We start from the raw sequence: 26024 nt of genomic DNA, 5'->3' as shown, positions 1-26024 counted from the left end.
GGCGGCCAGGTTGCCGGAAGCCGAATATGCCTCGGAGTGCAGTGTCAGGGGTGGTCGAGGCATGCGATCATCTCGCTGACATGAGCGTCGGCACGAACGGCAGCCAGACGGCTGGACTCGGCAGCGACAAGGTCGATTGAGTAGGAAAGGATGGTAACGCCTGTGGGCGGCGCCCCGGTCGCGAAGCTCTCCGGGATGATCCTGGGGAAGTCGTCGCCGACAACATAGTGGTGCTCGCCCTCAAGATGAAAGTTCGCCCTGTTCCACACCGGAGCGTTCGGGTCAGCGCAGCCGACAGCCGCAAGAAGATTCCGGACCCCAAGGGAGTCCGACGCCATCGACGTGGCTTCTGCGGCCAATCTCGACACGGAAAGGTCGCCGCCCGTCGACTGCTCGAGCTGATATAGCGCGAGATGCAGCACGCCTCCCGTTGGAGCGAGCAGCTGATCGATCGCTGAAATCTGGACCGAAAGTCCCGTCACCCTCGCGGAGGATTTGACCTCGAGTGCGAGTCTGCCAGCGCGAAAATCATGACGTTCCATCATGGGGCCGCGCCAGAGCTGCCAAGCGCGCGCATCAAGCCGAAGCATCCGTCGGAGCATCAGGAGCTCGCCGACGAGACCTCTCACTTCCTGGATTGTTACTCCAGAAGTCGGATCGGCGAGCAGCGATCTGAAGTCGTCGAGCGTCGACGCGCAGGCGTCGACTGGAGACAAGCCGGCCCTGATACGCTTCATCATCTCCGCGCTGACATCCGCAAAGACCCCGTCCAGGCCGGCTGCCAGGCAGACAATGTCAAGATAGCGTACGGAGACACCATTGAGAGAGTAAGTCGCGATGCCGATCCCAAGCGACGGACTGCTCGGGACCTGCGCGATCCGTTCGCTGTGTCTTATCGGGAGGAGCACGCGCAGCTCGCCCGCATTGCCCAGCGCAAGACGAACGCTTCCGAAGCCGGTCTCGATTCCCGTATCCACGCTGGGAATCCCGAGCTCGCTCGAAGCGTGACCACCACGGCGCAGCATGGACCACTCTTCGAGCGACGGCTCAGTGGACACGGCCGGCCTCGAGCTGTTCCGCGATCTCGTCTTCAATATCTTCGAGATCGTCGGCCGATGGTGGTTCCAGTCTCACGCTGTAATATCCGCCTGAGCCGTCTGCCGACCCGGGAAAGACAATCCCGAAGCCGACCAGATCCCCGACGGCTTCAAGGGCGACGCGCTGGCCCGACGGCCTTCTCGGTGTCGAGTTCCTGTCGATCGGATAGAGCAGCAGGAGCGGCACGTTGCCGACGACGCTTGCGCGCACGGCCTTCAGCCTGGTCCAATCTGTCTCTGCCGTGGCCTCTCCGCCATCGGCACAGTCGAACAGGACGTCTCTTCGCGACATCAGCGCCTTGATGTCGGCGAAATCATCCGGCCGCTCCAGTCGCGTTCTTGTCGAAAGCCGTACCGGGCCAAGTTCGCCCATCGGTGTTGCCGACGGCTCCCCGCTCCTCGGTTCGACGACTCCGACGTTCCATGTTCGCGCGCTGTCGCCAGATGCCTCGATGTATCCCAGCAGGAACTCGGCTGAGAGCTCCCTGTGGGACGCCTGCACCGAGTATGCCCGAAGAAACTGCACTATCAGGCGCCCGGGGACACCGCGAAACAGGATGCGCGTCGATTCCCGGTCGCGCAATCCGAGGTCGGTGGCCTGTGTCATCAGATGGGCGGCGGCGGTCCAGTTTCCCCGGACGATCTCAGGCCTGCGATGATCGAAGCGGATTGTCTGCACGTGCTTGCCGGCATAGCTCACGTCGGTAAGGATCGCCGCTCTCATCTTGCTTGCGGCAGTGATCGCCATCCCCGGGATCGACCTCACCCTTACCGCGAATTCCATAGGCGTCGTCTTGCGGACCGCGTACTCCGCCACATCCCCCCTGATCTCGGCCTCGATGAGGGCGAGCGAACGGAACGCCGTACTGAGCGAGTCGGTCATCCAAATGCGCGGCATGTCTTCGTATCCGGGCCGATAGCCGAACCACCGCCCCATCTGCAGCAGCGTGTCATACTGGCTGGATGTGCGCAGAAAATAGCTCACGCACAGGCCCTCGATAGTCAGGCCGCGAGCGAGGATCGAGCCGCCGACGACGATGTACGTCCGTGGAGGACCATCGTAGTCGATCCGATCTTCGCTGGTGCCATTCTCAACAGGAACTTCCAGCGCCTCGAGGACCGCTGGAATGAATGGCATCAGCTGATCTCCGGTGACATGGGGCAAGACGCACAGGTCATCAGGCACGCGCTGCTGCTCGGCCTCCCAGAGACCGAGCATCCGTGTCCCAAGAGCAGATCCGGGGTCCGTGATCTGGTCGGCGATCACCTCGAGCCATGCCTTCACCAAGGTGGCCAGTCGCTCATGCATGATCACATACGCTGATGTGTGGATCAGCATCGACATGTGGCTGTCTGCATCGCCTCGGAACCGTCGCGCTGCGCAAGACGCCAGGAAATACAGAACCGCATCTTCGAGCGATTCCGTCATGCGAGGCAGAAAATGATCCTTTTCTGCCCGGCTCGGAGGCTGAAGGAACGCCGTGTCGTCCTCCGGGATCTCCCGGATCATGTCGAGGCCCTCTTCTTCCGGCTGCGGGGAATCCGCGTCGACAGGCGGGCGGCCGAACAGACGCTCGGTCCCGAAATAACCTCCTGGTGTCGGCAACGCGGTTATGAAGTCCTTCGGGTAGAGGTCGTCGAGTTCCCTTCCTCCAGCAGGGAAGGGATTGATGAGCACGTTTGCGAACGGTGTCGCGGTATATCCTACGTAGGAATTTGCCGGGATCTTCTTGAGGATGAGGCGAATCTTCTCGTTTATGCGAGTCATATCGTACTCGCCCGAGGCTGTGTTCACACTCGCCTGATCGCATTCATCATCGATGACAAGGACCTTGAGACGGCGCAGAATCGCGGGCAGGGTGCGCTCCAATGTAAGAAGCAACTGTCCGAGCGGAGCAACATTCTTCTTCACGACTGCGAGCTGCGCTGCCCCTTCCACAGGCATCGGAAAGCCGCCATTGGGCGGCATCCTGAAATCACCCTGCTCGTCATCCCGAGTCTCGAGCTGCCACTGGTCTCTCAGCCGATCGACCAGATCCTTCTGCATGCGCCCCTGCGTCTGCTTGCGAAGCTTGTTCGTGAGGCCAGCCAGAATGATCACCAGATTGTAGCCGGCGTCGACCGCCTTTGCGATGACGGCGGTCATGTTGGCGGTCTTGCCGGACTGCACGTGTCCAATGACCAGACCACGACATGCAAAGCTCTCCTTCGAGGGATTTTCGAGCAGGGAGACGATCTCGTTCGACGCCTTGCCGATCCGGTCATCCACAGTGTCTGCGGACCAGCCCTTGGAGTCGACGAGATATGCCCGCAACGCGGGCCAGTGACGATCAGTCTCCGCCGGCCCGTGATACCAGTCCTGGCGGATTCGGAAGATCGAATTGACCCTGAGAATTTCGACGGGGCGAATGGATCCGCGAACCTGTTCGATGGCGGCGGCAAAATCCTGCTCGGTCTCGTCCGAGAAGCGGCCAAGAAACGGTTCGAGGTCCTGCCGGACGAGGCGAGCCGCATCATCCAGGCCGTCTGCCGATGACAGTCGCGCGCGCAACTGCCTGACAAACGCATCCATTTGTGTCGCTGATACCGACATCGCCCGCCCCGCTGTGAATAGACTCATCGCCCCGAATGGAGTTTGTACGCCGCAGGCCATCGGCTGCAAGCTGAAATGAAAAAACGCGAACGACTTCGTCACAAGAGCCGTACGCGAATATCCGCGTGATCTTGCAAACGGGCTTGGTCAGGCAACATACGACAGGTTCATTTCGTTTTCTGTTGCATAGCGTCTCTCGGCCGTCAGAATCACGAAAAGAGCTTCACCGATCCAGCGGGCAAGGAGAGGCGGCACCGCATTGCCAACCTGGATATACTGCTGGGTACGATTGCCTTGGAAGAGATAGTTGTCGGGGAAGGTTTGAAGACGCGCAGCCTCGCGCACCGAAAGGCTGCGACACTGCATTGGATCAGGATGGATAAAGTAGTGTCCATCCTTCGAGATGTGACTTGTAACCGTCGTTGAAGGACCGCCCGAGAGCTGCACCCTGAAGCGATCGGCAAACTTGCCGGAATTCCAGTTCTCGTGCTCCGGTGCCAGCTCCTCTGGAAAATCCGAAGCCTTCGGTGAGCGGCCGACGACTTCGGCGAAAACAGCTGCAAAGAAATAACGCGCAAGATCGCTCGCCATATGGCTACGAGTCGCATGATTTGGCAGCGTCTCCAGCCTAGGATCGATCAGCCAGTCACGAAGGTGGGAGGGGCAGTCCGGCGAGATGCCGACGCCTCGCGCCTCACGGCCGGGTATGTCGTTCAGACTCTCGAAGTTCGTACGATATTGATGAGCCGTCTGCGCAAAGGCTGCTTGCAGATCATCGGCCAGACCAGTGTCCACGTCGGCAACAAAGGCCATGGCGATGCTGACCATCTGTTTCCATTCCTCCCGGCTGTCGACGCCTCGGCTGAGACCGCTGCGCAGCTTCGGCATCCGATCCAGTACATTGCCGACGGTTGCAGTCAGGCTATGGCGAACCATCAGATCGGCGAGGGCCGAATCAGGCAAATCCGCAGCCAGGTCGGACCTGAGGCCGACGACGATCACCCGGTGGCGTGCTTGAGGAATTCCGAAATCCTCGGCACGAACTATGAAATCGGTGGCGCGTGGTTCAAACCTGCCAAAGCCAAGTTGTCCTCGGCTGCGCGGATCCAGCGCAATCAGCCGGTATTCCTCTCCATGGGGCCGGTCTCCACGCAGGTCACGAATTACCTGATCGAAAATCCGATTCTCGCCGTCGACCGACGAGGACAGCATGCCCTTGACGTTTTCCATGACAAAGGCCGCTGGCCGGAGTCGATCGAGGATGCGGATATATTCCCTGTACAGGAAGTGCTTATGATCCTCGCTGGCCACATATCCTTCCTTGCCTTGGTTGCGGGCACGGCCAACGAGGGAATAGGCTTGGCAGGGCGGGCCGCCGATAAGGATGACTTTGCCGTCGCTTTCGGTCCGGATGGCGTCGAGTCGATCGTTCAGTCGATCGTCGGGATCTTCCTTGCCAAGCTCGAGTTGCCAAGCTTCCTCTTTCGCAGCCGCCCATTCCTTTGGGTACTGTTTGGACCAGTCGGGTATGTCGCCCCCCTGATTGATCAGATCGTAGTAACTTTCAGGAAGGGAATTGCCGAACTGGCGGAGGAAGCTGCGCAGCTGCAGGGTTGAGTGCGCCGCCTTGTCCTTCTCGATCGACAGAGCAATTTTGAACGCGCGCTTTCCATCGGCGCCGGAAACGCTCGAAAACCCTTCTGCCAGTCCTCCAGGACCTGCAAATATGTCAACAACTGAATATGTTGGCAAGAATCATGCGCTTTCGACCCCGGGGAGCAAAAGTCCGATTAATATCACCTCTGCGGGGAAATGACAGGCTTGGATCGATGGCAGATGTAGTTGATCAGGCGACCCGTTCTCGGATGATGTCCGGCATTCGAGGGAAGAATACCAGGCCGGAAATGGCATTGCGAAAGGCGCTGTATCGGTCTGGCCTGCGATATCGGTTGCACGGGGCGCTTTTGCCTGGCCGACCAGATATAATTCTGTCTTCGCGACGGGCGGTGATCTTCGTCCACGGATGCTTCTGGCATCGTCACACGGGTTGTCACTGGTGCAGCAGACCAGCGTCAAGGTCGGAATTCTGGACTGCGAAGTTCGATCGGAACGTGACCCGAGACCGCGAGGTGGTCGATGCCTTGCACGCCGAAGGCTGGCGCGTCGCTATCGTCTGGGAATGTGGACTTCGGGCAGCGTATCTCGATGAGACGGTTGGACGGGTGCTGGCCTGGGTGTGGTCGGAAAGCGGTGATTTCGAAAGCGATCTTGTTCGCCCGCGCCGCTAGCCTCGCAGGGGGAGTGATGTCACATATCCTGGGTGTGTCGAAAACGAGACCCAGGATATGTGGCCTGGACCTGTGTCACATAACCTGGGTATGATGTGAAGGAGACCCAGGTTTTGTGACGCGCTTGCATGTCACATATCCTGGGTATGTTCGAGATGACACCTAGGATATGTGACGCCGCAGGTGTCCCGAAAGCTGGCCGACAGAAACGCTACCAAGGGTGTGCCACAAATGGATAGCCTGGAACTAACCCAGCGTGAACAACTCGCCACACTCTTGAACTCGACGCCGATCGTTCGCGCATATGAACTCCGCAAGGCCGGAATCGACGGCAAGACGATATCGCGCGCTGTCCAAAATGGCGAACTCATTCGCATTTCACGCGGCCTCTACCAACGCGCCGGTAGCGAGGTCGAGACTGAACAGGCACTCGCCGAAGCCGCGAAGCGGGTGCCGAAAGGCGTCATCGCGATGGTTTCCGCGCTGGCCTTTCACGGGCTGACGGATCAGATGCCTCGCAAGATATGGGTCGCAATCAGCGCGAGGGACTGGGCACCGGTTCCTTCATATCCCCCGATCCGCATCGTCGAGCTTCGGGACAAATATATGAACCAAGGAATCGAGCATCATCGAATTTCGGGGGTCGACGTTCCGATCTTCTCTGTCCCGAAAACCCTCGCCGATGTCTTCCGCAACCGAAAGCTGGTCGACCGCTCGGTCGCGGTCGAAGGCCTGAGGGCCGCGCTTGAACAGCGCAAGGCCACGCCCAGTAAAATAGCCGAAGTCGCAATCGCCGGCGACTCTTGGAGAATCATGCGCCCCTATCTTGAAGCGCTCACCTCGAATGGATAGAGACCCGAAAAATCGGGCCGCCTCGATCAAGCAGCGGTTGCTGAACCTCGCCCGCAAGGAAGCGCGGGTCTATGAAGTCGTGCTGGTGCGCTACGCGCTAGAACGGCTGCTCTACCGCCTGTCTGTCTCGGACCAGCGCGATCGTTTCATTCTGAAGGGAGGGATGCTCGTTACCCTATGGATCGACGGTGGCAATCGCGAGACGCGAGACGCTGACTTTCTTGGGCATGGCGATGCCAACCCGGAAAAGCTCAGAGCTACATTTGCCGAAATCATGGCAATCGCTACCGACGATGGGCTTGTATTCGATACCCAAGGCCTGACTGCAACCACGATCCGCGAAGAGATGGAATATGGCGGGGTTCGCCTACGCACAACAGCCTTTTTGGAGCGGTCTAGGATCCCAATTACGATCGACATAGGGTTTGGCGACGCTCTAGCTGCAGCGGCGCAACCGCTCGCCTATCCATCGTTGCTTGGCATGGAGACGCCGCAGATACGGACCTATCCCCCGGCAACAGTTATCGCTGAGAAATTTCAGGCCATGGTCGCGCTGGGCATCGCCAACGGTCGCATGAAAGATTACTACGATCTGTGGGCGATCCCCAAGGCAGTCCCTCTCGCAGATACGGATCTGGATGCTGCTATCCGAGCGACTTTCGAGCGGCGACATACTGACATTCCTGACGGTAGGCCACCTGGTCTTTCAACGACATTGCTGGACGATGGGACCAAGCAGCGCCAATGGCGTGCCTACGCACAATCAATCGACCACGACGGCCTGTCGCTGGTGGAGGTTGTGGATGCCGTCTGGGCGCTGGTGGGACCATCGTGCGCGCGCATCAGATCGTCTGACAATTAAATTGTGGCCCGTAACCCGGACGTATCTGCTGTAAATGGCACCCTGTCGGCAGCTCGCCAATCCGATTGACGCTGTGTTTCGATCGACAGCCTACAATGGTCGTTGAACCGGGATGCAAGCCAGAAACGGGAGCCGGTGGGGCTGGTACCTAGGATAAGGGATAAACAAGATGGAGGACGATGCCGGGGGCAATGCGCGAACGCTCGAGATCGATCTCGGCGAAGAGTTCGAAATGGATCTGGCGACGCTTGATCCACATGCTTACGATCGGATTTTCGTTTACGTGCCGCTCCCTTCATTCGGGTCAACCCAGTCCTATCGCGACATCTGCGGAGATCTTCTTGACGCGTCGTGGGCCATCGAACGGATGGCTGTACATGCGAAGTGTGTCAGGACCGAAAACCCACCCGGAGGCTACCGCTGCATCAGGGCCGTCCTCACTGGACCAAGGCCGGGACTATTCGGCGCCATCGCCGACTGTGCGCTTCTGCTCGGGGAACTCGAGGATTTCACAGACGATGCAGAACTGGAGGAACTGCAGAACCTTCGCGAACAGGTCTATGACTATGAGGACAAGCTAGAGACCCTGGTTCCCCGAGCGCCGGAGATTATCGACTGGTATTTCGCCAACCTTCACGCCGCGAACAGCGAGTTGCGATCCGAAGCGCCGGAGGCATGGAGCAGTCAGATGGAGGGCTTCCCAGAGCGGCGCCTCGGGTTCATCGCAGCGGCTTCAGCGGCATACTAGGCGGGAGCTGCTATGCTTCGCGGACCGGGTGGCTTGTGCCGGTGGCGATAGGCCCCGACCGATTCTTCGTCGAAACGGATCAGAAGTACCGTCTGAATGACTTCCTGCCAGCCGATTTCGTCATCGTCAACGGCGAGTCGTTCGTGCATCACGAGGGCCTCCTGGTCCGCTTCCCATCGGGTCGGTATTTCGAATCCCGGGTCTGCGCAGGGCTCGTGACCCAAGACGACGAGTATGGCGAACGCTGGTCATCCGACCCCTTCAACGCGCTCCGTTCGCCGAAAGCAGAGAAAACCGCTCCCATGGGCATCACGACTTGGGACACGGCAGAAGGCATGCCAACGCTCGCGGAGGGCTGCTACCTTCACGAGACTGGTACGCTTGCGTTCGTCAATGATGGCTATTTCCTCCATTTCCTCTACGACATCAGGCCGGCGCAGCTGCAGACGGCCAAGGCGTTCCGCGAGGCTTCGGCCCAAATGACCGAAGAGCTGTCCACCGCGACCGGCGCCGCGCCTTTCTTTCAGTGCGACTGGACGAGCTTGGACGACGAGGCCTTTGAAGAGCTTTGCTACCAGCTGATCTTTGACAACCCGAAGTTCAATTCCGATACCATTCGGAAGCTCGGCAAATCGAGATCGAGGGATGGCGGCCGCGATATCATCATCCATGAGGCAACAATTGGCCCTTGGGTGGAGCGTAAGAAATGGATTTTCCAGTGCAAGCTTGTCACCAACGGTTCGTCCCTCGGAGCCACACGCCTGACGGACGTCGGCGACATGCTCGAGCAATACGGCGCCCAAGGGTTCGGCGTGATCACCTCAGCTCAAAGGACGCCACACTCTACGACAAGCTCGACGCGATCTGCTCGAAACGCCGAGTCGACCAATACCACCTGTCGGTTCTGGAGCTAGAACGGGCGCTAGGGCGCAATCGCCGTGTCAGGCAGAAATTCTTCCCGGGATCATGATCTACCCCCTCAGCGGCCAACATGGAGACACGACCCGGGCGCAATAGACGACCAGAAAGCGGTAGCTTTTCAGCGTGGTCTTGATGACCGCGCATCTTTCATGCGGAATAGTTTCCTCTAATCCGGCGGATTTTTCTCGACCATCGTCCCTACAGCGCTCGCCCATCCCAGCGGTGAGCACGCGGTGGCCAGCTTCTTTTCGTTGTCAATCGACCAAAGTTGAAGGCTGATGGAAGGCGAATAACCAAAGTAGCCATTGCCGCTCTCGGCCTCTTTTTCAGGGTCTGGCTCATCAAAATCGACTTTCGATGATCTTGCCGAAATATCGAGGAAATGGGGACTGATCAGAGCATCGATCTGCTTCAGGCGCTGCCGGATCCAAGTCGCCATCGCGCTCATTCTGCCGACATCCTCAGGCGTCGTATTCTCGAGATGGGTCAGCACCGCGTTCAGCTTGTCCCGATGGGTCAGTTGTTCATGGATCGCATCCACAAATTCCATACGGCGCTTCTCGCGGCTATTGAACGCTTCCTCGCGTTGCCGCTGGGCTTCGGCGTCTCGTTGACGACGCTCTCGTTCCTCGCCTTCTCTCCTGCGTTCGCTGATGAACGCCGCGTGTCCAACGAAGCCTGCCAATATGTCCGGCAGCATGCTTTCCAAGGCTTGCGTCTTTCCGTCGGAATATATGCGGCGAAGGCCTGAATACGGGTTGGCGTGAATGACGATAGCGAGCCGGCCGGATGGAGACTGGTCGTACTTGGGCCAAGCGTCGTTGGTGCTGCCCCAACGCGTTCTTTCATCCCGCCGTTTCAATTCTGCCGGCGTCGGTTGATGCAGGGTCTTTTCGGGCTGCTCCTCCAGGCCGAACGCAACTGGTTCATTCTCGACAACGAGTACCAACCCGTTCTCGGTTGCCTTGGGCAAATGGCCTTGAGTTTCTGCAAGAGCGAACAACTGACTTAGGATGCGAATTCCCCTTTCAATGGAAGCCGCAGCAATCTTGAGAGGGACAACGCCCCTGGACCGAACGATCGCGAAGCCCTGATCGTCCGGACGCGCTTTTGAGATCGCGCGCCTTGTGACAGCGAGAGACGGGAGCTCAACGAAGCTGGGCGTAGACTCCGGCGTAGTGGCCACCATCGGATTGGCCGCAGCGTGCTTGTGGAGCCTATCTCGGGCTTTTTCTTTGGCTTCGCGGACGGATGGCGACAGGTGCTGCTCGGAACTTCCTGCGATCCTCACCAACGCCAAGTTTGGTTCGGCCGATGGAGGCAGCGCTTGCTTGTTGACGCGCTTGCCGTATTTCAGTTTTGCCCAGTATCCGCGTTCTGGTGTTGGAATGTGGTGGCGATCGCAGGTCTTCTTCAATGCCGTGCCCGTAACGCCGTAGTCCGCAGCAACCTCGGTCATCGGCTTGGACCAGATCTGCTCGTAAAGCTCGTCGCGAGAAACCGTCCTCACCGTCTCGACCTCTGTCTTCTTCCGCCCACGTGTACACGGCCCCAACTGCAGTGATCAATCGATCCAGAAATAGAGGTGGGCGTATCGATCTTGTCAATTTTGACGGTACTCCATCAAATTCTCGCTGCGTCATCAACGATCGACTGTGGGAAAAGACGTTGGTATGGGCAAAGCTCAACGGCGCCTAAATCGGCTCGACCGAAACAGGCGGCGAAACGCGCGCCTAATCGCTCCGATCAGTGAAGGTCGCTGTTGCGTGCCCGTGATTTGAACCTGCGGTTTTTGCCTGACAGCCGATCCGACTCACAGCTTTCCGAATCGCACGCCTTGCTATCCCTTTCTGCGACCGACTGATTTGACGGCTTCTCTCGTCCTCCGCATGAGAACATCTTGCGAGACATGGACCAAGATCGTGATCTCGGGAGGCCTGAAGAGGCCCAAACGCGCAGCGACATCCGGCACGCCGTAGCCGCGGTCAACGACCTGCTTGACTGCTTCTTCCTTGAATTCCGGGGTAAACCGCTGCGTACTCACAAGCTGCCTCCTATGCTCAAAGGTTAGGCGGGGCCTGTCTATCGCGCCAGGGGCAGTCCAAACACCTTATCTCGGCGTCCACGAACCGGCAGCAGGCCAGAGATCTTGCTACGCATCCTCGCATTCTGTGACGCTTGGCCACTCCGGTCCATGCGGTAGCGCCGGTGCCGTTGAAAAAATCGTCCCTTGAGTACTGCCGACGAAGGGGAGATTTCCTTGGAGCCACCCGCCGGCGTCGCTTGCTGAGTTCGCTTCTGGACAAGATCGCCGAAAGGTGATGATCGGGAACAACCTCATCCGTATACGCTCGAATTCGAGCGCGTCAGGTAAATGGGGGGTCTGCTGATCTCGCCTATTGAAGCGGGATATCAAAAATCGCCATTTCTTGCTCTTCGTCCGCAACCCCACCCACCTTTCCGAGGGGGGTCGCATAGCCACTTGTTCCGCAGTACCAGGAAGGAAGAAACCGGCCGTAGGGACGTGATCCCACCGAATTGGCGCCGACAACGTAGGCCGATCCGAGATGTGCCGCCGCCTGCACTGCGAAGCCCGTCGCATTGAAGCCGGTCTTGCCGCACTCAGCGGCCGATCCCGCCGTAACGCCCCAAGGAATAATGACGAGTTCTGGCCTCAGCGATTTCAGGGCATCTAACGTCGACGTGTCGAAGGTATATGCATCGGCACATACTAGCATGCTTATGCGACCAAACGGGGTCTCGACGACTTCAACATCACTGAGCGGACCCGGCGTATAACTGCATCCTTGCGATCCATACTTGACCGGACACTCACTGAACGCATTTTTGATGACGTTGTGCTGGCGGTAATGCAGGACTAACCGGCCCTCCGAATCTATTAGTATGCCGGAATCAAACACCTCGTAGATGGCCGGGTTGGAGGCTATCTGTGGGCCTCTCTCTGCCAGGCCCGTCGCAACCCAAACACCGGCTTGCTTCGCAATGGTCGCGAAGGCGGCCTGCGCCCGACCGGGAATTGGCTGCGCTTCATAGAACACCTTTGGATTGAGCCAGCCAAAAACCGCCTCTTCCGGATAGACTACGATCTCGGCCCCCCGGTCCTTCGCAGCCTTCGCGTAACCTAACATCGCGCCGAAGTCTCCCACCTTGGAAGAGTTTAACTGAACCACGGCCACTCGCACCGGCGGGCGTGGTTCGTCGGCCCGAAGCTGGCTGCCCAAAAGGCAAAGATAGACAAGGAAGAAAAATGCAATTCGTGTCATCAGTTCCCCTCCAAGATAGCGTCCTTTTCTATTTCGTCTCCGAAGGTATCAAGGGAACGACCGCCTATCCAGTAGACTTGGCTGTGGGAGCGCGTAATGTCACAAGTAACAAAACTGTGTCAGTCTTACTCGTTCGATTCAGCTCTTGGGAGTGCCTGCCGCAGTGGCAGCGCCATCTAGAACGTGCCTCTATGTCATAGATGAGGACCGACAATCGGAGCGTACGGCTTGCTTGAGGTAAAAGGTAGGGAGTAGGAATAATGGTATCTGGGGGATAGCAAGGGCGTGGCGACATTTCTAGAAATGTCGAGGTTTGTGACCGGCTACTCCGATATCGGCGGGGAGCTTGAACAGGTCTACGCCACGATCATGTCCTCGAGGCCTGATTGGGCTTCCGAACTCGCCAGCCTCGCGATCGCCGTCGATAAAGCGAAGGCCAATGCCGATCCAGAGGCGGCCTTGATCGCCACGATGGAGCAACAGCCGGAGGTTGGCCATGCGGCACGACGGCTCGCACATCTCTGGTACGCCGGGCGACTTTCAGCCGAGAATGGTGTCGAAGCCGCATTCGTTAGTGAAGAGGCGTATTTCGGGGGACTGATCTGGCGCGCCGCGCGAGCCCATCCGCCGGGCCTTTCCGGCGGCTATTTTGGCCACTGGAGGTACGCTCCAGATGTCTGATGATCTTGACCGCTACGACGTCGCCATTGTCGGTGCCGGTGTTGCTGGCGCCCTCATTGCCTACCGTTTGGCCGCCGCCAACTACCGCGTCGTGATGCTCGAGGCCGGGCCGACGGGCGGGAACCGGCAGGATCTCGTGGCGGACTATTCGCTTGCGGCAATCAAAACGCCACGTTCCCCATATGCCGACAACCAGCCTCCGTCTCCGGTCTGGAGCCCCGATTCCGAAAAGCACTACATCCAGTTGGGGCCTTCGCCTTTCAAAAGTACGTATCTGCGCCGGGTCGGTGGATCGACGTGGCACATGCTTGGAAACATGCCGCGCCATGTGCCGGCGGATTTCCGATTGGCGACCTCCTATGGGGTGGGCGTGGATTGGCCGATCGACTACGACGACCTGGAGCCGTGGTATTGTGAAGCCGAGACGGAGCTCGGCGTTGCCGGTGATCATGCGGAGCTCAATGGCCTGCACGGAGCACACCGTAGCCGTGCCTTCCCGATGAGCAAGATATGGCCGGCTTACGGCGATATCGTCGTTGCGAAAGCCGTCGAGGGGTTGACCTTCGATGGAGCCGATGTCCGCGTGTTAACCACGCCCCAGGCCCGAAACTCACGACCGTATGACGGCCGGCCGGCCTGCGCGGGAAATTCGTCCTGCGTTCCCATATGTCCAATTGGCGCAAAGTACGATGCCACTGTGCATGTCAGCAAGGCTACGACCGCTGGTGCGGTTCTGCGCACGCAGGCCGTCGTGACGCGGATCGAGCTTGATAGAATGACCAGGCGCGTCAGTGCTTTGCGCTATACCCGGTGGGATGAACAGGGGCGGAGGGGCGAGAGACGTCTCCAGGCCGACATTTACGTCATTGCAGCTCATGCAATCGAAACACCCCGCCTCCTGCTGATCTCTAGCGACGGTGACGCGGCGCCCACCGGCGTGGCAAACAGCAGCGGTCAGGTCGGCCGCAACCTAATGGATCACCTCCAGGGCCAGACCGCTGCTGTCGTTCCGCAACCGCTTTTCCCCTATCGCGGGCCACCCACCACGGTGGGCATCGATACCTTTCGCGACGGTACGTTTCGGGCGTCGCACGCCGCCTTCCGACTCTCGATCGGCAACGACGGCATGGGCCGGGTCGAGACTCCGTTTGCGGCTCTTGAACAAAAGCTTATGGACGGCTTGATCGGAGCTCGATTGAGGGTCGCGTTAGGTGATCGGCTGATCCGGCAGTTCCGAATAAGCTATTCCACCGAGATGCTGCCTTCCGCCGACAATCGCGTCACACTTGCTGACGCAGTACCCGATTCGTTTGGCATGCCACGCGCCCAGCTTTCCATGCACCTAGAGGATTACAACCGCCTGGCTTTCGAAAAGGCCGCGGCATTAATCTCGAGCATTTTCGATCGCCTCGAGATCCCAGATGCTGATCGCAAACCTCAACCAAAAGATACCTATTCAGGCGCAGGTCACATCATCGGCACAACGCGGATGGGAAGTGATGCAGGTAGCTCGGTCGTAAACCAGCACTGCCGCGCCCATGAACACGACAACCTCTTTATCGTTGGCGCTTCTACCTTTCCCACTGGTGGAACAGCCAACCCAACCTTGACCGTCGCAGCCTTGGCGCTGCGGGCAGCATCGAAGATTTCCTCGTTGCTGCAAAGAGGATCGTAGATTCATGCAGGCAAGCCGATCACGCCTCTTAAGCCTGCTCACAGAGGCATGCGAACTCGAACACGGCTTGGCATGCTCCTATCTGTTCGCCGCGTTCTCGATCAAGCAAGACCTCGATGAGGGTGGGTTGAGCTGGAAGCAGCTTCAGGCCGCAAGGCTCTGGGCCTCAGAAATTTACATGGTCGCAGCCGAAGAGATGCTCCATCTTGCTCAAGCTTGGAACATCCTCGCGGCCGTGGGCGGATCGCCGTACTATCTGCGACCGAATTTCCCTCAACGCCGTTCGTACTACGGCTTCGATCTGCCGCTTGCTCTGGAGCGCTTTGGTCCGTCCGCGCTCCGTCGCTTTGTGTCATACGAAACGCCGGCCGACCAACTCATCCTTCCTGTCGATACGCGAACCGACGATGACGCGCCGGCAGCCTATCGATCGGTCGGCCAGCTTTATGCGCTCATCCGCGAGCAGATTCTTAGCCTGCCGGAGGACCAGCTTTTCTTTCAAGGCGCCCAAGGCGAGATGGGGCCTGACATCACCCACTTCCCCAACATCGTTCCGATCAAAGACAGGGCCTCTGCCCTCGCCGCGATCGACATGATCACGGAGCAAGGTGAAGGGACCGACTATGACCGAGGAGACTCCCATTTTGCTGTCTTTCAACGGACATTGGCTTCGCTTGTAAGAGAGAAAGAGCGCGACCCCTCCTTCGAACCAGCGCGACCGGTCCTTGAAAATCCTGTGCCCCGAATCCGAGGCGACTGGAACGCCCATGGAAGGGTCAACCTGATCAGAGACCCGTTCGCGAGCCAACTCGGTGATCTGTTCGACGATGTTTACTCGCTGATGCTGCGATTACTGCAGCATGCCTTTGCGTCTGGCCCGGCGAGCAAGGTCGCGGAATTATTCTGCGATACTGCAATCAACGCGATGACGACGGTCATCAAGCCGCTTGGCGAGGCGCTCGCCAAGCTTCCATCGGGCCGAGGCGACGGCTCGAATGCAGGCGCCGCCTTTGGGCTGACGCGTCACGTCACGCTTCCCGCTCCCGAAAGTATTGCACTTGCCGTTGCGGCCGAGTGCGCTCACGACCTCGCCGAAACTGCGGCAGAGCTAGCCACCTCGGAACATGCGCCTGGCCAACTCGGGGTAGCCGAGGCAAGCCTGAAGCGGATTGCGGATGCCTTGGCATCAGCCAGATGATCACCCACGAACATGACTTAAGGATAAGCCGCCAGGAAGCTGTCAGGCAGAGGCCGCCGCTGATCGTCGACGATAGTGATCGGCCGGGCTTCGAAGACGACCTCGCCCGGCTTGTAGCGAAAGGCGCCGTCGCGGCCGATGAGAGAGCCCATCGAGAACTTTCGAGCTTGGGTCCAGTCGCCATTCGCGGCGGCGAAGTCGCTTAACAGCACCACCTCCTCGTCGTTGGCGCGCATGTAATCGAGCAATGTGCTGGCATCGTTGAGCGCTTCTCGTCGTCCGATCCAATCTACGCAGCGCCGAAAGAGCTTCGGATCAAAGCACTTCGAGCGGAAGGAATCCGTTCCTCGAATTGAGTTGGCACCGTTGTCGTCTAGATCGGTGTCACGCATGGATTTCGTCGTGCACAGCCCTGGCTCGAAGTCACGCAAATGGTTTGAAACATTGCTCCTCAACTGCGATCTTCGTGCACGGTCCGACCCGTGGGCGGCGAAAAGATCGGCGAGACGCTGCATCTCGTGCAATGTCATGCTCCCGTAGAAAGAGCAGAAAGCGAACCCCTCCGACAGGGCAACATCGTTCAAGACGACGTCCTGCCCGTTGTGCGAAATCGCAACATATCCAACAACCCTGCCGAAAACATCTGCAGCACTGTTGATGCTGTCGGCAAGTACCCTGAGGTTTGCGGTGACCTTGACTTCAGGGTTCGCGGGGTCATACGGACCTATGCCGAGCTTCGAGCGCAATCCGTTAGCAAAGAAATCCGTACACAGCTTTCCGTACGGCTGCCGGTACGACATCTGCCGCGACATATGTTTGGCGATCCATTTGGCGTAGTCGCCATCGAACATGCCCTCGCGAAGGTTTGGGGCATAGTGGGTCTCCGGCGCATCGATGCCTTGCAGACGAACTGACAATGAACCTCCGCTGCTGCTGCGAAGAATTGCCTTGAACCGTTCTACGCCCGGCTCGTTGTCGTCCGGCTGGAAGCTGCCGCCGTGTTCGAAGTACGCGCCAACCTTAACGGGCGCGCTATCCGAAAGGTACGTCGCGGTTGTCAAATCCGGAATGAATTTCAAAGTGTCGACATCAGATACTCCATGAGGCCAATATTGAAAAACATCGACCTCACCTAATATCTCAACATAGCCCATTGCCGCCCCCACAAACACGAAAGGAGAGTGAGACCAATATGCTTGATTTTCAAGTCGTTTCTCCCAGAGTGCGAGTCTCAATTTCAAGACCGAGATTTTGGCAAGCGAAGGAAGGTCGCCGGTCTCACGTTGCTCGGCCACCGATCGGAAAAGCCCAACGTCCCACGGCTGAAATTAGCAATTGATGCTCGAGAGGGAATCTGCAGATGGCTGCTGGGCATTCAGAGAGCAGATAGCGGCGCTGGACGGCGTGATTGGCGTAGGTCTCGATGCCAGGATTCTCAAGTCCTCCTGCACGCTTCGATTGCCGCGTGTGTCGGCTGGCTTTCAGCGGCGGAAACGCCTACGCTTCCCGCCGTTGACAACTGGTGCCCAACCAATTGAGTGCAGATGCCGACTCCTAAAGCGGTAGTGGACGTGCATCGCGTGGAGCATCCGCCATCCTGGAGGGCGCAGCCATTCACTGTCGACTTTATTCTCCTCGGCAGTGACTATTGCGAGGCCGACCTGATCGACATCCATCGATGGGCTTGGCAACAGGGTCTGGCAAATTCTCGCTGCATTTCACCTCAGACGCTGTCCTGGTCATCCCTGTTTCAGCCTCGCTTTTTCGAGGCCGTGCATCCGCGCCCAGCCGCCGCCAGCATGAGAATGGCTTATCCCGGTTCAGATGGCCTGATCGCAGACACGGGCGAACAAACACGATTCTGGATTCAGTCAGTCCTGTTCCTGGCGTCCGTCACAATGTCGGCCGCCATTGTGCAAGATAGAGCGTCCGATGGAACGATCGGGAGCAAGTATGACAAGCTTTGGCAAGCTGGCCTGCTGCAGGCTCAGATGCCGCAACTGGCGGAAATTGGCCTTTGCGACGCTGTAGCAGCGTTGGCAGCCCGAACGGATCGTTCGAAGATCCAACGGCTGCTCGACCTGCGGCAATTGTTCGATCACGTGGTCGAGCGGCTTGGCGTTTCTATGACCGCCGAGCGAGCCAGCATCAAACAAATCGATACATCGGATCCGCGCACGAAACGTTTCGGCTTCCTCGATGACCTCCGAGACAGGGTGCAGGGACTGCAGGCGATCATCGTGTATGGCTCCAGCGTCTTGAGTGAGAGGTTTGCCGACTATGACGTGGTGCTAGTGGTTGACGACGAAACGGTGACCCTGCAAAAGATGGCCAACACGTGCCCGACTTGGGGCGGGAAGGAACTGAACGTCGGCGTCTACACCCCTCGGCAGCTGTGGAATATGCAACTTCTATCGGGCGACAATCTCGCCGATTATGGCCTTTGCCTGTTCGGCGAGGTGGAATTGCCGCAAAAGCAGACTCCGATGCTCCTGGCTCGCAATCTCAGCTTCGGCATGGTTCGCTTGCGCCAGCAGCTCGGCATGATCGGATATGCGCTGCAGGCAAATAATTCAGATGCCAACGATCGTCGAAATCTATATAGTTACTTTGTGAAAATTCCTGCCAATATTGCGAAGGGAACCTTTGGTGCAGCCGGGCGGTACTGGCCAAAAGAAAAAGTTCAGCAGTGGTTGGTTGAGCTTTGCGGCTTTGATACTGCTTATCACGAGCAGCGTGTTGTTGCGGAGGGACCGGCAAGCGCGCTGGCCGCCGCCGCAACTGCAACAGAACAGACGCTAAGGCGCCTTGACGAAGATTTTCGAATACTGCGCCCCAAGTGAGTGAGAACCAAACGTGGCAAGAGCCGCAACTTCGTTTCGATACGCGTCTGAGGTGCTCCTCGATCAGTGCGCCGATCTTGAACTCCCCGTCAGGTTTCTAGGCGGCCTGCCGGACGGATTCACCATCGAGGGGCCGTCTGGAGAAGTCATTTCTGTTCACCTCGTCGGCAGTGCCGATTCTATGCTCGAACAGGTCCTGCGCGGTCTTTCCGTGACGTTCGGCGAACTGAAACTTCTGGCGGTTGGAGAAAGCAAGGAGGTACGCCTTCTCACACCCAGAATTGCGCTCGCCAGGTTTTTGCCGTCGGTATATTCATTCACCAACAACCGGTACGGAATTGTCCCAGGGACCGAACGCGTGCGCACGATGTTCTGTGCCGAAGTTTTCCGTGCAATGACCCGACGACCTGGTCCCCGGCATTTGTCCAATGCGTTCCTTGGCTTGGTCGACAGTGACCAGGGGCTTCTTCTCGCGGAGCATGTCGTGACACCTGGCAATCTCGAGGTTCGCGTTAAGCGCTACCACATTGGATCCCCGGTGCATCGTTATCGCTACACCGAGGCCCATGAGACTGCTTTCGGTGGAACGCCGCTGGCGCGCTGGAGCCGTTTCGAGACGCCGCTCGTATGCTTCGACTGGCGCAATCCTCTTGCAGACGAAAATGGCAAGCGTCTGGCAGACGAGCCGCTGCCCGACGACTACGCCAGCATCTGGATCGACGATTGCGCGCGCGCCAAGCAACTGGCACGCGACACGTTCGGGTGGCTAGAAGAGTTGTTTGCCGAACGGGGGCTTCAGCTCATCGACATATGCTTTTTCGTCGATCGCACGGGCTCCGTCATTTTCGGGGAGATTAGTCCCGATTGCATGCGCGTGCGAAGTCGCGCCGCCGATGACAGTGAGGCGTTGGACAAAGACCAGTGGCGGTCGGGCGGTGAGCCAGCCGCCGTTCTGGATCAGTATGAGAAACTGTATCAGATCATGTTCGCATCATAGGTAGTCGCACAAGAGAGAGGAGGTCCTGATGCCCATAATGACCATTAAGAACCGGAGTTCGAAAATATCGCCCGGCGGAGTACTGACGCTTCCGCTCTCAGCGCGAAAAACTTTGCGGATGGAACCCGGCAAGGGAACGCGCGTGGCTGTGACCATGCAAAAAGATAGTGTTCTGCTCCGACCCGATCCCAGTAATTCGGGATCACGGGTATCACCAAAAGGGCAAATGGAACTTGTTGGCGAACCACGAGCGGTACTTGAGAAGGCCTCGCATCGACATTACTGGTTCGAGCTCGACGACGAGCAGCAGATCGTGCGCCTGTACCCCTATTAGGAGTGTCAGGTTGACGGATCGGATAATGGCGCTGGACGGGCATGATGGAGCCGGCAAAACGACGTTGGCGAAGCTGCTGGCGGACATGGTGGGTGCGCAATATTTGCGTCCTTTCGGCAATCCTCATGGCGGGGAGTTGATGCGTGCCTACGATAGCGGCGACCGCGAAGGCGTGATTAATGCAGGGTTGCGCGGCATCACCGAAGCACTGGAATGTGCAGCAGGCAGGCCGGCAGTGCTGGACCGAGGGTGGTTGACGATCGCGACGCTGCTACCAGCCGATTTCTTTAGGGCTCGCTGGCGACTCTGGATCCCAACGGCACTGCTCTGGTGCGACCTGCCGGCGACACTTTTACGCCTTGGTGAGCGCAAAGCCGAAAAACCTGAAACAACCGCTTGGCACGAGGATTTCCTGGCGCGTTACAAGGACCGGCGGCTTTTGTGCGAGGGACCGAGCATCCGAACGGATTTGAATGACCGCAATCAGTGCCTTAGCGAACTAGAGGCGTATTTCAACGGGATCGCCCGGAGAACTTAATACCCTTGAAGAGGTAATGACCATGCACACGTGGTGTTTTGTCGAGAGCGTCTATGCGACGCGCTAGTGAATGGGTAGGATTGACCAACCTATCTTCAAATGTGTCGAGATCGGCCTATAGAGAGAGTTCTGCCAAGATTTCTGCCACCGCACCCGCTTGATACGTGCGCGTAGCTCCCACGACATCGGCGCTGGACCCACCGAATGTCCAAATTCCTTCCTTCGGCCGGAATGCAACTCGATGCTCCAGTGCGGCTCTTGCAATTTCCTCAGCAAATGCCGAACTGCGCGGTGCGCTTGTCAAAAGATGAGAATTTTGAACCGGTCTATCCAGCAGGACAGCAAACACAGGATGAGTATGTAGCAACAGACCTGGCTTTTGTACCAGGGAGTGAAACTCCACAGCCATACTCCCGCTAGATGTCGGGGGGGCCAGTTCATCGCCGAACCATTCGATACGGTCTTGATTGGGCCTTAGATAGCACAAAGGGGTCGACAAACCAGGGATCTTCTCTCTATCCCTTGCTGTCGCAACAATCCAACCTTTGGCATCCAAGATGTATGCACTGATTACTATTCGCATCATCGAGCAGACGACACCGCCGAAAATAGACGGTATGCACGCCTCAACAGCCAGAACTGCGTCGTGGTAAGAGCGAACAAGTTCATCCGGGGCACTTCCAACGTATTCCAGTCGAAGGTCTACCTCTCTGCGCTGATCCTTGACTTTTGCGCTCTCCTCCGCAGTCTGTTGCTCGTAAGCTACCAGCCTTCGCCTGCGTGTGTCGTCAATTGAGGTGAGAGCACTGCGCTCGATCGCGCTACCTGCAGAACGAAACGGACCACAGACCATATCGTCTGTATTCTGGTCGGCCGGCATGTGCAAATAGAGAGTACTGCCAGCCTCGGGCAAAAGGGTCCATCGCGGATCTTCCGGAGACAACATACTATTGCAACTTAATGTGCCGCGATGTTGAGGCGGCGTGACTTGGCTCTGAGACACGGTTTGCCTTGCAGGCACAGGCAGCATCGTTCCCGCATGAACCCGAAGTGCGGTTACCGACGAAGTGTCGGTAGGTGTCCGAATGCATTATTTCGCCGATGGGTTGACGATTTATGTCGCCGCACCAATACCGACTATCTTCTCGCAGGAACGGGCAAGGTGTCACAACACCCTCTGCCGTAATAAAAACCGCCAATTCGCCACATTTGCATTCGAGACGCTCCACATAGGGATGAGAGCCTAGTTCGAATTCACCCTCGTCTGCGAAGCTTATTGGTACACGACGACTGTCGGCGCTCTTTTTGAGAGCCTCAATCGCAAGAAGCCTTCGCGCCTCATTCACCTCAGGTTCAAGATCAGCAACCCCATTAACTTCCACCAACGCCCTAATCTTGAAGGAAGTGGCGCCTGCTGTAGCGGTCAGTTCGTAGAGAGGCTGTAATTGGTCGACGTTGCTATTCATCAGTGTACATCGCACTGTAACCTGCATCCTGAGGTTAGACGATGTAGTAATAGCCGACAGCGCGTGTTCAAACGCCCCCTTGCGTCGGACAAAACGGTCAAATGCTTCTGGATCCGCGTGGCTCATGCTCACTTGCAATTCAGTCAGGCCACTTTGGTGAAGTCTGTCTTGCATCGGTCGGTCGGCAAACCACCCGTTTGTGTTCAATCGCACTCTCATTCCGTTAGCCTTCCCAGCACGAACAAGCGCCAGCGTTCTTTCTGGATCCAACAATGGTTCTCCGCCGGTCAGTGAGAGATCCGTCGCTCCCATTGATTTAGCTTGAGCAATCGCATCTTCCATAGTTGAAATAGGAGCAAGCGACCCCTTTTTGTCGGTGTAGCAATGAGCGCATGCTAGGTTACAGCGCTTGTTCACCTCGATTCGAACTTCGCGGAGCATCAGACGCCACCAACAACGACGTCAAGACCGACAGCTCTGGCATTCTGTACCAAAACCGGGTGTGACCGAGCCATGACGATCGTCGAGAGACCACGCCCTTGCAAAAATCTAAGCTGTTCAACGCTGGCAAGACCTGCGCAGGCGCCAAGACCGCCCGTAACGTCGGCGGTCTCGAACCCAGAACCCAGTACCATAATGAATGGCCCCTTATTCTCCGTGGCGGTAAGAAAGTCGTCGTCGAATAGTTCGGGATTCGCTGGCTCTGTGAGCGCGCGAAAATCGTCAGGCGTGACTACGCCATTGAAACCCGGTTCAACAACAAAGACGTTGCCGCCTGGCAGTGATTTCACCATATTTGTCATTTTTTGCTCCTATACATTTAATGACCGATGTAACCAGCAATCGCGGCTAGCCCAGCTGTTCGAGGGCTGACCAAATATATTTCCGCTTTGTTCGATCCCATCCGCCCAGCCGTATTGCGGCTGCCGGTTGCGACACAAATTTCTCCATCTGAAAGTATTCCTTGGTGTAGTCCCATGCAAGGGCCGCACCCTGGCGGATTTATTGTAGCTCCAAGCTCAATAAGCTTTGAAAGAAGACCACTTGAGCTGAGCCGTTTCAGCACCGTGCCGGATGTGGGAGTTACGATTACACGCACATGTGGAGCGATTCTATCGTTACCTAGAGCGTTACAGAAAGCCACAAAATCCTCAAACTGGCCGTTTGTGCAACTTCCTACGGCCACTACGTCAACTCTTGATCTTGTTCTCAGCTCACTGAGTGGAACGACATTGTGAATGCCGCCTGGACGAGCAACGAACGGAGGAATTTGTGCCAAATCGACCACAACCCGATCCGTATACTCGTCGAGTGAGCACTCCGTCTTATGTTCGTCCGAAATATTGTGAGAATCTACTATTACATTGTCGACCTCAAACAAGACGCTTCGAGCGTGGAGATCTGTGGAGAGGTTCGCCAGCGTTATTCGATCGGGCAGTTCAAGCGAGTTCAGACCGGGGCCACCCACTTCCAATAGAGCATCGGCAAAACGCCTAGGGCCGAGGCCCGCAAGGAACAATGCCACATCTTTACCTGTTGACGGGCGTTCGAGACTATTTAGGAGCTGTATCCGGATGATCTTTGGTCGGTAAAACTCTACAGTGCCCGACACCATGGCAGCGGCAACGCTCACGGGCGGCATCCGCAAACCAAGCGCACCGACTGCTCCCACGGTGCAAGTATGGCTGTCGACACCAACCGCAATGTCATTTGGGCGCACTGACGTCTCGAGCGCGAGTTGGTGCCCCACGCCGCTACCCTCGTCAAAGATGGGTGCCCCAAGTGCTTTGGCGACCGCTCTCTGTTGCGCATGCAGTGCTGCTGTCTCGGGCGTCGGTGCTGGACTATAGTGGTCCAAAAAGAACAGGACCTTTCTGCCTAGTTTCAGCTTTGAATACGTCTCAAGGCCCACACCAAGCAGATCGAGCTCATTAATAATCTTGAAAGCATTGCGATCGTGCGCGTAGAGGTAGCTCACCGGCAAAATTGCTGGCTCGTTGAACCTTGATGGCTCTACTCCATGCTTGAGAAGTAGTTGATCCAGCAAGTACATTTCAGTGTACCGCCCCTCTTGTGTAGACGTTACCAGTGAGTTTGGCAAAAGTAAATATGGGATCGTTCTCGTGGCACAGATTTCTTGTAGTGACGACGCGCCCGTCGATGACGTAGCCGCCGTCTTCAATGAGAAGCGAGGCTAGACTGGCCGTGCTTTCGTAGATGGGCTGCGAGCTTGAGGCGCTGTTCGCGGGATGATTGCGCGAGGTGAATGGTGAGACCGCGCCGGTAGTAACGGCCACCTTTCCGCGGAGTTTGCCCATGGCAATCCTCCCTTTGCACGGCTTCTGTCAGACACCCTCGTAGACCAGGGGGTGAAAAAGGCCGGGTCGATGACGAAGTTTCCGAACACGGCGTCGAAAGCGGCCGTGGGTTTGGCTGCGACAGTCTCGTCGCGCGTGCGGCCCTCGCGCTTAAGCTTGGCGACGTTGTCCCGGATGCCAACAAGCATATCGCGAGAAGCCTGCAACTCGGTGCTGTTGCTGACCGGCTGTCCGCGGCCGGGAATAATGATTGTCTAGTCGGTCGTCGCCGCGAGATTGGCATCCGAGGCCGCGATCATCCTTTCGATGCTCACCGGTCGAGTAGTCGATGAAGGAGTAGACGCCGTTCCAAAACGTGTCGGCGACATGCACGATGTCGGCTTCCCCAAAGGTGACGGAAATATCGCTGTCGGTGTCGGCCGGACCGTAGTGCTTGAGCGCGATGGACTGGCCGTTGAGCTCGAGATCGTGGCTCTCGTCGCAAACGTCCGTCGGTAGGCCGTCGGCGGCCAGCGGCAGGAAATTGTAATCCCACTCCTCGACGCGCTGCACCTGCGACAGATATTTGCGGGTGTTGTCCTGCGCGATGATCCTTGCGCCCGCCGGCGCCAGCCAAGGCATTGCCGTCGGCATTGTCGAAATGCCAGTGGGTGTTGATCAGGTGGGGCACGGGGTCGGCGGAAATGGCCTGCAGCGACTTGGTCATCTGCTGTTTCGAAACGCTAAATCCCCGCATCCACGAGCATCTTGCCATCCGGCCCGGTCAGCACGGCGACGTTGCCGCCCGACCCCTCCAGCACGCCGACATTGTTGCGCAGCCTGTGGACCGTGATGGGCGACGTGGTGGCGCTGTCCTTGATCAAGCTGACAATGCCCCTGGCCTCCGCATAGGCAGCGCGGGGGCTGAGCCGTCCGCCACCTGCCGCGATGGCCGAGGCGCCGATGCAGCAGAGGCAGAAACCACGGCGGGTAAGGTGATGCTGGCGGGAAACGCGCCGTGGCGGCTGCGGCTTGTATGTGGCTGTTGGCGGACGGAACCTTTAGCCTGCTCCATGCAAAAAGCCGACAGTCCAAAATCGGCCCTATTCGAGTCGTCCGCAGTTATTTCTCCTACTGCCGCTTCTGGCGTTACCGCGACGCTCTCATATGATACAGCAAGGGGTTCTTCTTCGCCGTGCACGAACGTCAGTAGTCGAGCTGGCTGAAACAAACCCGTTGTGAGCGGGACAAAAACATCGAAAAACATTGGAAGAGATTTGAATACTTCGCGATCCCACTGATCCCTAACCGCTTGGCTTCCTTTCCAAGCATCCTCCGGGGCCCACCATT

At 57.8% G+C, this 26024-nt stretch carries 23 protein-coding genes and 2 pseudogenes; 13 read left to right on the top strand and 12 right to left on the bottom strand.

Features of this window, described 5'->3' with window-relative positions; all coding sequences use genetic code 11:
- Positions 1 to 44: 44 nt before the first annotated feature.
- The 3 genes from NKH78_RS00620 to NKH78_RS00610 are packed head-to-tail and all read right to left on the bottom strand — an operon-like array spanning position 45 to position 5442.
- On the bottom strand, positions 45 to 1058 hold the full coding sequence (locus NKH78_RS00620; RefSeq protein ID WP_352881549.1) for a PD-(D/E)XK motif protein: 1014 nt from the start codon (positions 1056 to 1058) through the stop codon (positions 45 to 47).
- Positions 1048 to 3792, bottom strand: coding sequence for a Z1 domain-containing protein (locus NKH78_RS00615; RefSeq protein ID WP_352571013.1), 2745 nt, complete (start codon positions 3790 to 3792; stop codon positions 1048 to 1050). The genes NKH78_RS00620 and NKH78_RS00615 overlap by 11 nt, the downstream gene beginning before the upstream one ends.
- Positions 3793 to 3837: 45 nt before the next feature.
- Positions 3838 to 5442, bottom strand: coding sequence for a DNA cytosine methyltransferase (locus NKH78_RS00610; RefSeq protein WP_352881546.1), 1605 nt, complete (start codon positions 5440 to 5442; stop codon positions 3838 to 3840).
- On the opposite strand from NKH78_RS00610, the gene NKH78_RS00605 reads away from it, so the two are divergent.
- The 5 genes from NKH78_RS00605 to NKH78_RS00585 all read left to right on the top strand — a co-directional run bounded on the left by NKH78_RS00605 (position 5433) and on the right by NKH78_RS00585 (position 9354).
- Positions 5433 to 5978, top strand: a complete 546-nt coding sequence (locus tag NKH78_RS00605; RefSeq protein WP_352881543.1) for a very short patch repair endonuclease — start codon at positions 5433 to 5435, stop codon at positions 5976 to 5978. The genes NKH78_RS00610 and NKH78_RS00605 overlap by 10 nt on opposite strands.
- 231 nt (positions 5979 to 6209) lie before the next feature.
- Positions 6210 to 6830, top strand: a complete 621-nt coding sequence (locus NKH78_RS00600; RefSeq protein WP_352571124.1) for a type IV toxin-antitoxin system AbiEi family antitoxin domain-containing protein — start codon at positions 6210 to 6212, stop codon at positions 6828 to 6830.
- Positions 6823 to 7692 carry a nucleotidyl transferase AbiEii/AbiGii toxin family protein gene (locus NKH78_RS00595; RefSeq protein WP_352822204.1) on the top strand — a complete coding sequence of 290 codons (870 nt, stop codon included), beginning with the start codon at positions 6823 to 6825 and terminating at the stop codon, positions 7690 to 7692. Before NKH78_RS00600 ends, NKH78_RS00595 begins: the two co-directional genes overlap by 8 nt.
- Before the next feature lie 169 nt (positions 7693 to 7861).
- The gene (locus NKH78_RS00590) at positions 7862 to 8440 is read left to right on the top strand and encodes a hypothetical protein (protein ID WP_352571019.1); all 579 of its coding nucleotides are present in this window, start codon (positions 7862 to 7864) and stop codon (positions 8438 to 8440) included.
- A 35-nt stretch (positions 8441 to 8475) separates the two neighbouring features.
- On the top strand, positions 8476 to 9354 hold the full coding sequence (locus NKH78_RS00585; protein ID WP_352881537.1) for a restriction endonuclease: 879 nt from the start codon (positions 8476 to 8478) through the stop codon (positions 9352 to 9354).
- Between the two features lie 173 nt (positions 9355 to 9527).
- On the opposite strand, the gene NKH78_RS00580 is transcribed toward NKH78_RS00585, so the two are convergent.
- The 3 genes and pseudogenes from NKH78_RS00580 to NKH78_RS00570 form a co-directional block, all read right to left on the bottom strand.
- Positions 9528 to 10871, bottom strand: coding sequence for a hypothetical protein (locus NKH78_RS00580; RefSeq protein WP_352822207.1), 1344 nt, complete (start codon positions 10869 to 10871; stop codon positions 9528 to 9530).
- 432 nt (positions 10872 to 11303) lie between these two features.
- Positions 11304 to 11405 (bottom strand): annotated as a pseudogene (locus NKH78_RS00575) (transposase); the annotation flags it as partial.
- A 352-nt stretch (positions 11406 to 11757) separates the two neighbouring features.
- Positions 11758 to 12645, bottom strand: coding sequence for a carbon-nitrogen hydrolase family protein (locus NKH78_RS00570; RefSeq protein WP_352881534.1), 888 nt, complete (start codon positions 12643 to 12645; stop codon positions 11758 to 11760).
- Positions 12646 to 12930: 285 nt separating this feature from the next.
- Here NKH78_RS00570 and NKH78_RS00565 point away from each other — a divergent pair, with 285 nt between their 5' ends.
- The 3 genes from NKH78_RS00565 to NKH78_RS00555 are packed head-to-tail and all read left to right on the top strand — an operon-like array spanning position 12931 to position 16199.
- A complete protein-coding gene (locus tag NKH78_RS00565) occupies positions 12931 to 13326 on the top strand; it encodes a sugar dehydrogenase complex small subunit (protein WP_352571027.1) in 396 nt (131 codons plus the stop codon).
- Entirely contained in the window at positions 13319 to 15001 is a 1683-nt protein-coding gene (locus tag NKH78_RS00560) for a GMC family oxidoreductase (RefSeq protein WP_352881530.1), read from the top strand. Before NKH78_RS00565 ends, NKH78_RS00560 begins: the two co-directional genes overlap by 8 nt.
- 4 nt (positions 15002 to 15005) lie before the next feature.
- The gene (locus NKH78_RS00555) at positions 15006 to 16199 is read left to right on the top strand and encodes a ferritin-like domain-containing protein (RefSeq protein ID WP_352822214.1); all 1194 of its coding nucleotides are present in this window, start codon (positions 15006 to 15008) and stop codon (positions 16197 to 16199) included.
- 17 nt (positions 16200 to 16216) lie between these two features.
- Here NKH78_RS00555 and NKH78_RS00550 read toward each other — a convergent pair whose 3' ends face one another.
- Positions 16217 to 17494, bottom strand: coding sequence for a hypothetical protein (locus tag NKH78_RS00550; RefSeq protein WP_352881527.1), 1278 nt, complete (start codon positions 17492 to 17494; stop codon positions 16217 to 16219).
- Positions 17495 to 17743: 249 nt separating this feature from the next.
- Here NKH78_RS00550 and NKH78_RS00545 point away from each other — a divergent pair, with 249 nt between their 5' ends.
- The 5 genes from NKH78_RS00545 (at position 17744) to NKH78_RS00525 (ending at position 21331) form a co-directional block, all read left to right on the top strand.
- The gene (locus NKH78_RS00545) at positions 17744 to 19042 is read left to right on the top strand and encodes a hypothetical protein (RefSeq protein WP_352571032.1); all 1299 of its coding nucleotides are present in this window, start codon (positions 17744 to 17746) and stop codon (positions 19040 to 19042) included.
- 13 nt (positions 19043 to 19055) lie between these two features.
- On the top strand, positions 19056 to 20039 hold the full coding sequence (locus NKH78_RS00540) for a phosphoribosylaminoimidazolesuccinocarboxamide synthase (protein WP_352571033.1): 984 nt from the start codon (positions 19056 to 19058) through the stop codon (positions 20037 to 20039).
- A 28-nt stretch (positions 20040 to 20067) separates the two neighbouring features.
- Complete coding sequence (locus tag NKH78_RS00535) at positions 20068 to 20373, top strand: hypothetical protein (RefSeq protein WP_352571034.1); 306 nt, start codon at positions 20068 to 20070, stop codon at positions 20371 to 20373.
- 25 nt (positions 20374 to 20398) lie between these two features.
- Entirely contained in the window at positions 20399 to 20911 is a 513-nt protein-coding gene (locus NKH78_RS00530; protein ID WP_352571035.1) for a P-loop nucleotide/nucleoside kinase family protein, read from the top strand.
- A 204-nt stretch (positions 20912 to 21115) separates the two neighbouring features.
- Positions 21116 to 21331, top strand: coding sequence for a hypothetical protein (locus NKH78_RS00525; protein ID WP_352571036.1), 216 nt, complete (start codon positions 21116 to 21118; stop codon positions 21329 to 21331).
- A gap of 527 nt (positions 21332 to 21858) precedes the next feature.
- On the opposite strand, the gene NKH78_RS00520 is transcribed toward NKH78_RS00525, so the two are convergent.
- The 5 genes and pseudogenes from NKH78_RS00520 to NKH78_RS00500 form a co-directional block, all read right to left on the bottom strand.
- Positions 21859 to 22818, bottom strand: a complete 960-nt coding sequence (locus NKH78_RS00520) for a radical SAM protein (protein ID WP_352881518.1) — start codon at positions 22816 to 22818, stop codon at positions 21859 to 21861.
- On the bottom strand, positions 22818 to 23180 hold the full coding sequence (locus tag NKH78_RS00515) for a hypothetical protein (RefSeq protein ID WP_352571039.1): 363 nt from the start codon (positions 23178 to 23180) through the stop codon (positions 22818 to 22820). The genes NKH78_RS00520 and NKH78_RS00515 overlap by 1 nt, the downstream gene beginning before the upstream one ends.
- Before the next feature lie 17 nt (positions 23181 to 23197).
- Positions 23198 to 24430 carry an aconitase family protein gene (locus NKH78_RS00510; protein WP_352881514.1) on the bottom strand — a complete coding sequence of 411 codons (1233 nt, stop codon included), beginning with the start codon at positions 24428 to 24430 and terminating at the stop codon, positions 23198 to 23200.
- Position 24431: 1 nt separating this feature from the next.
- Positions 24432 to 24695 carry a hypothetical protein gene (locus NKH78_RS00505; protein ID WP_352571041.1) on the bottom strand — a complete coding sequence of 88 codons (264 nt, stop codon included), beginning with the start codon at positions 24693 to 24695 and terminating at the stop codon, positions 24432 to 24434.
- 27 nt (positions 24696 to 24722) lie between these two features.
- Positions 24723 to 25639, bottom strand: a pseudogene (locus tag NKH78_RS00500) (MBL fold metallo-hydrolase).
- Positions 25640 to 26024: the final 385 nt, after the last annotated feature.

The organism is Mesorhizobium sp. M0910 (assembly GCF_040319465.1).
Lineage (GTDB): Bacteria > Pseudomonadota > Alphaproteobacteria > Rhizobiales > Rhizobiaceae > Mesorhizobium.
The sequence above is the reverse complement of the archived record's forward strand: the minus strand, read 5'-3'. Positions and strand labels throughout refer to the sequence as shown.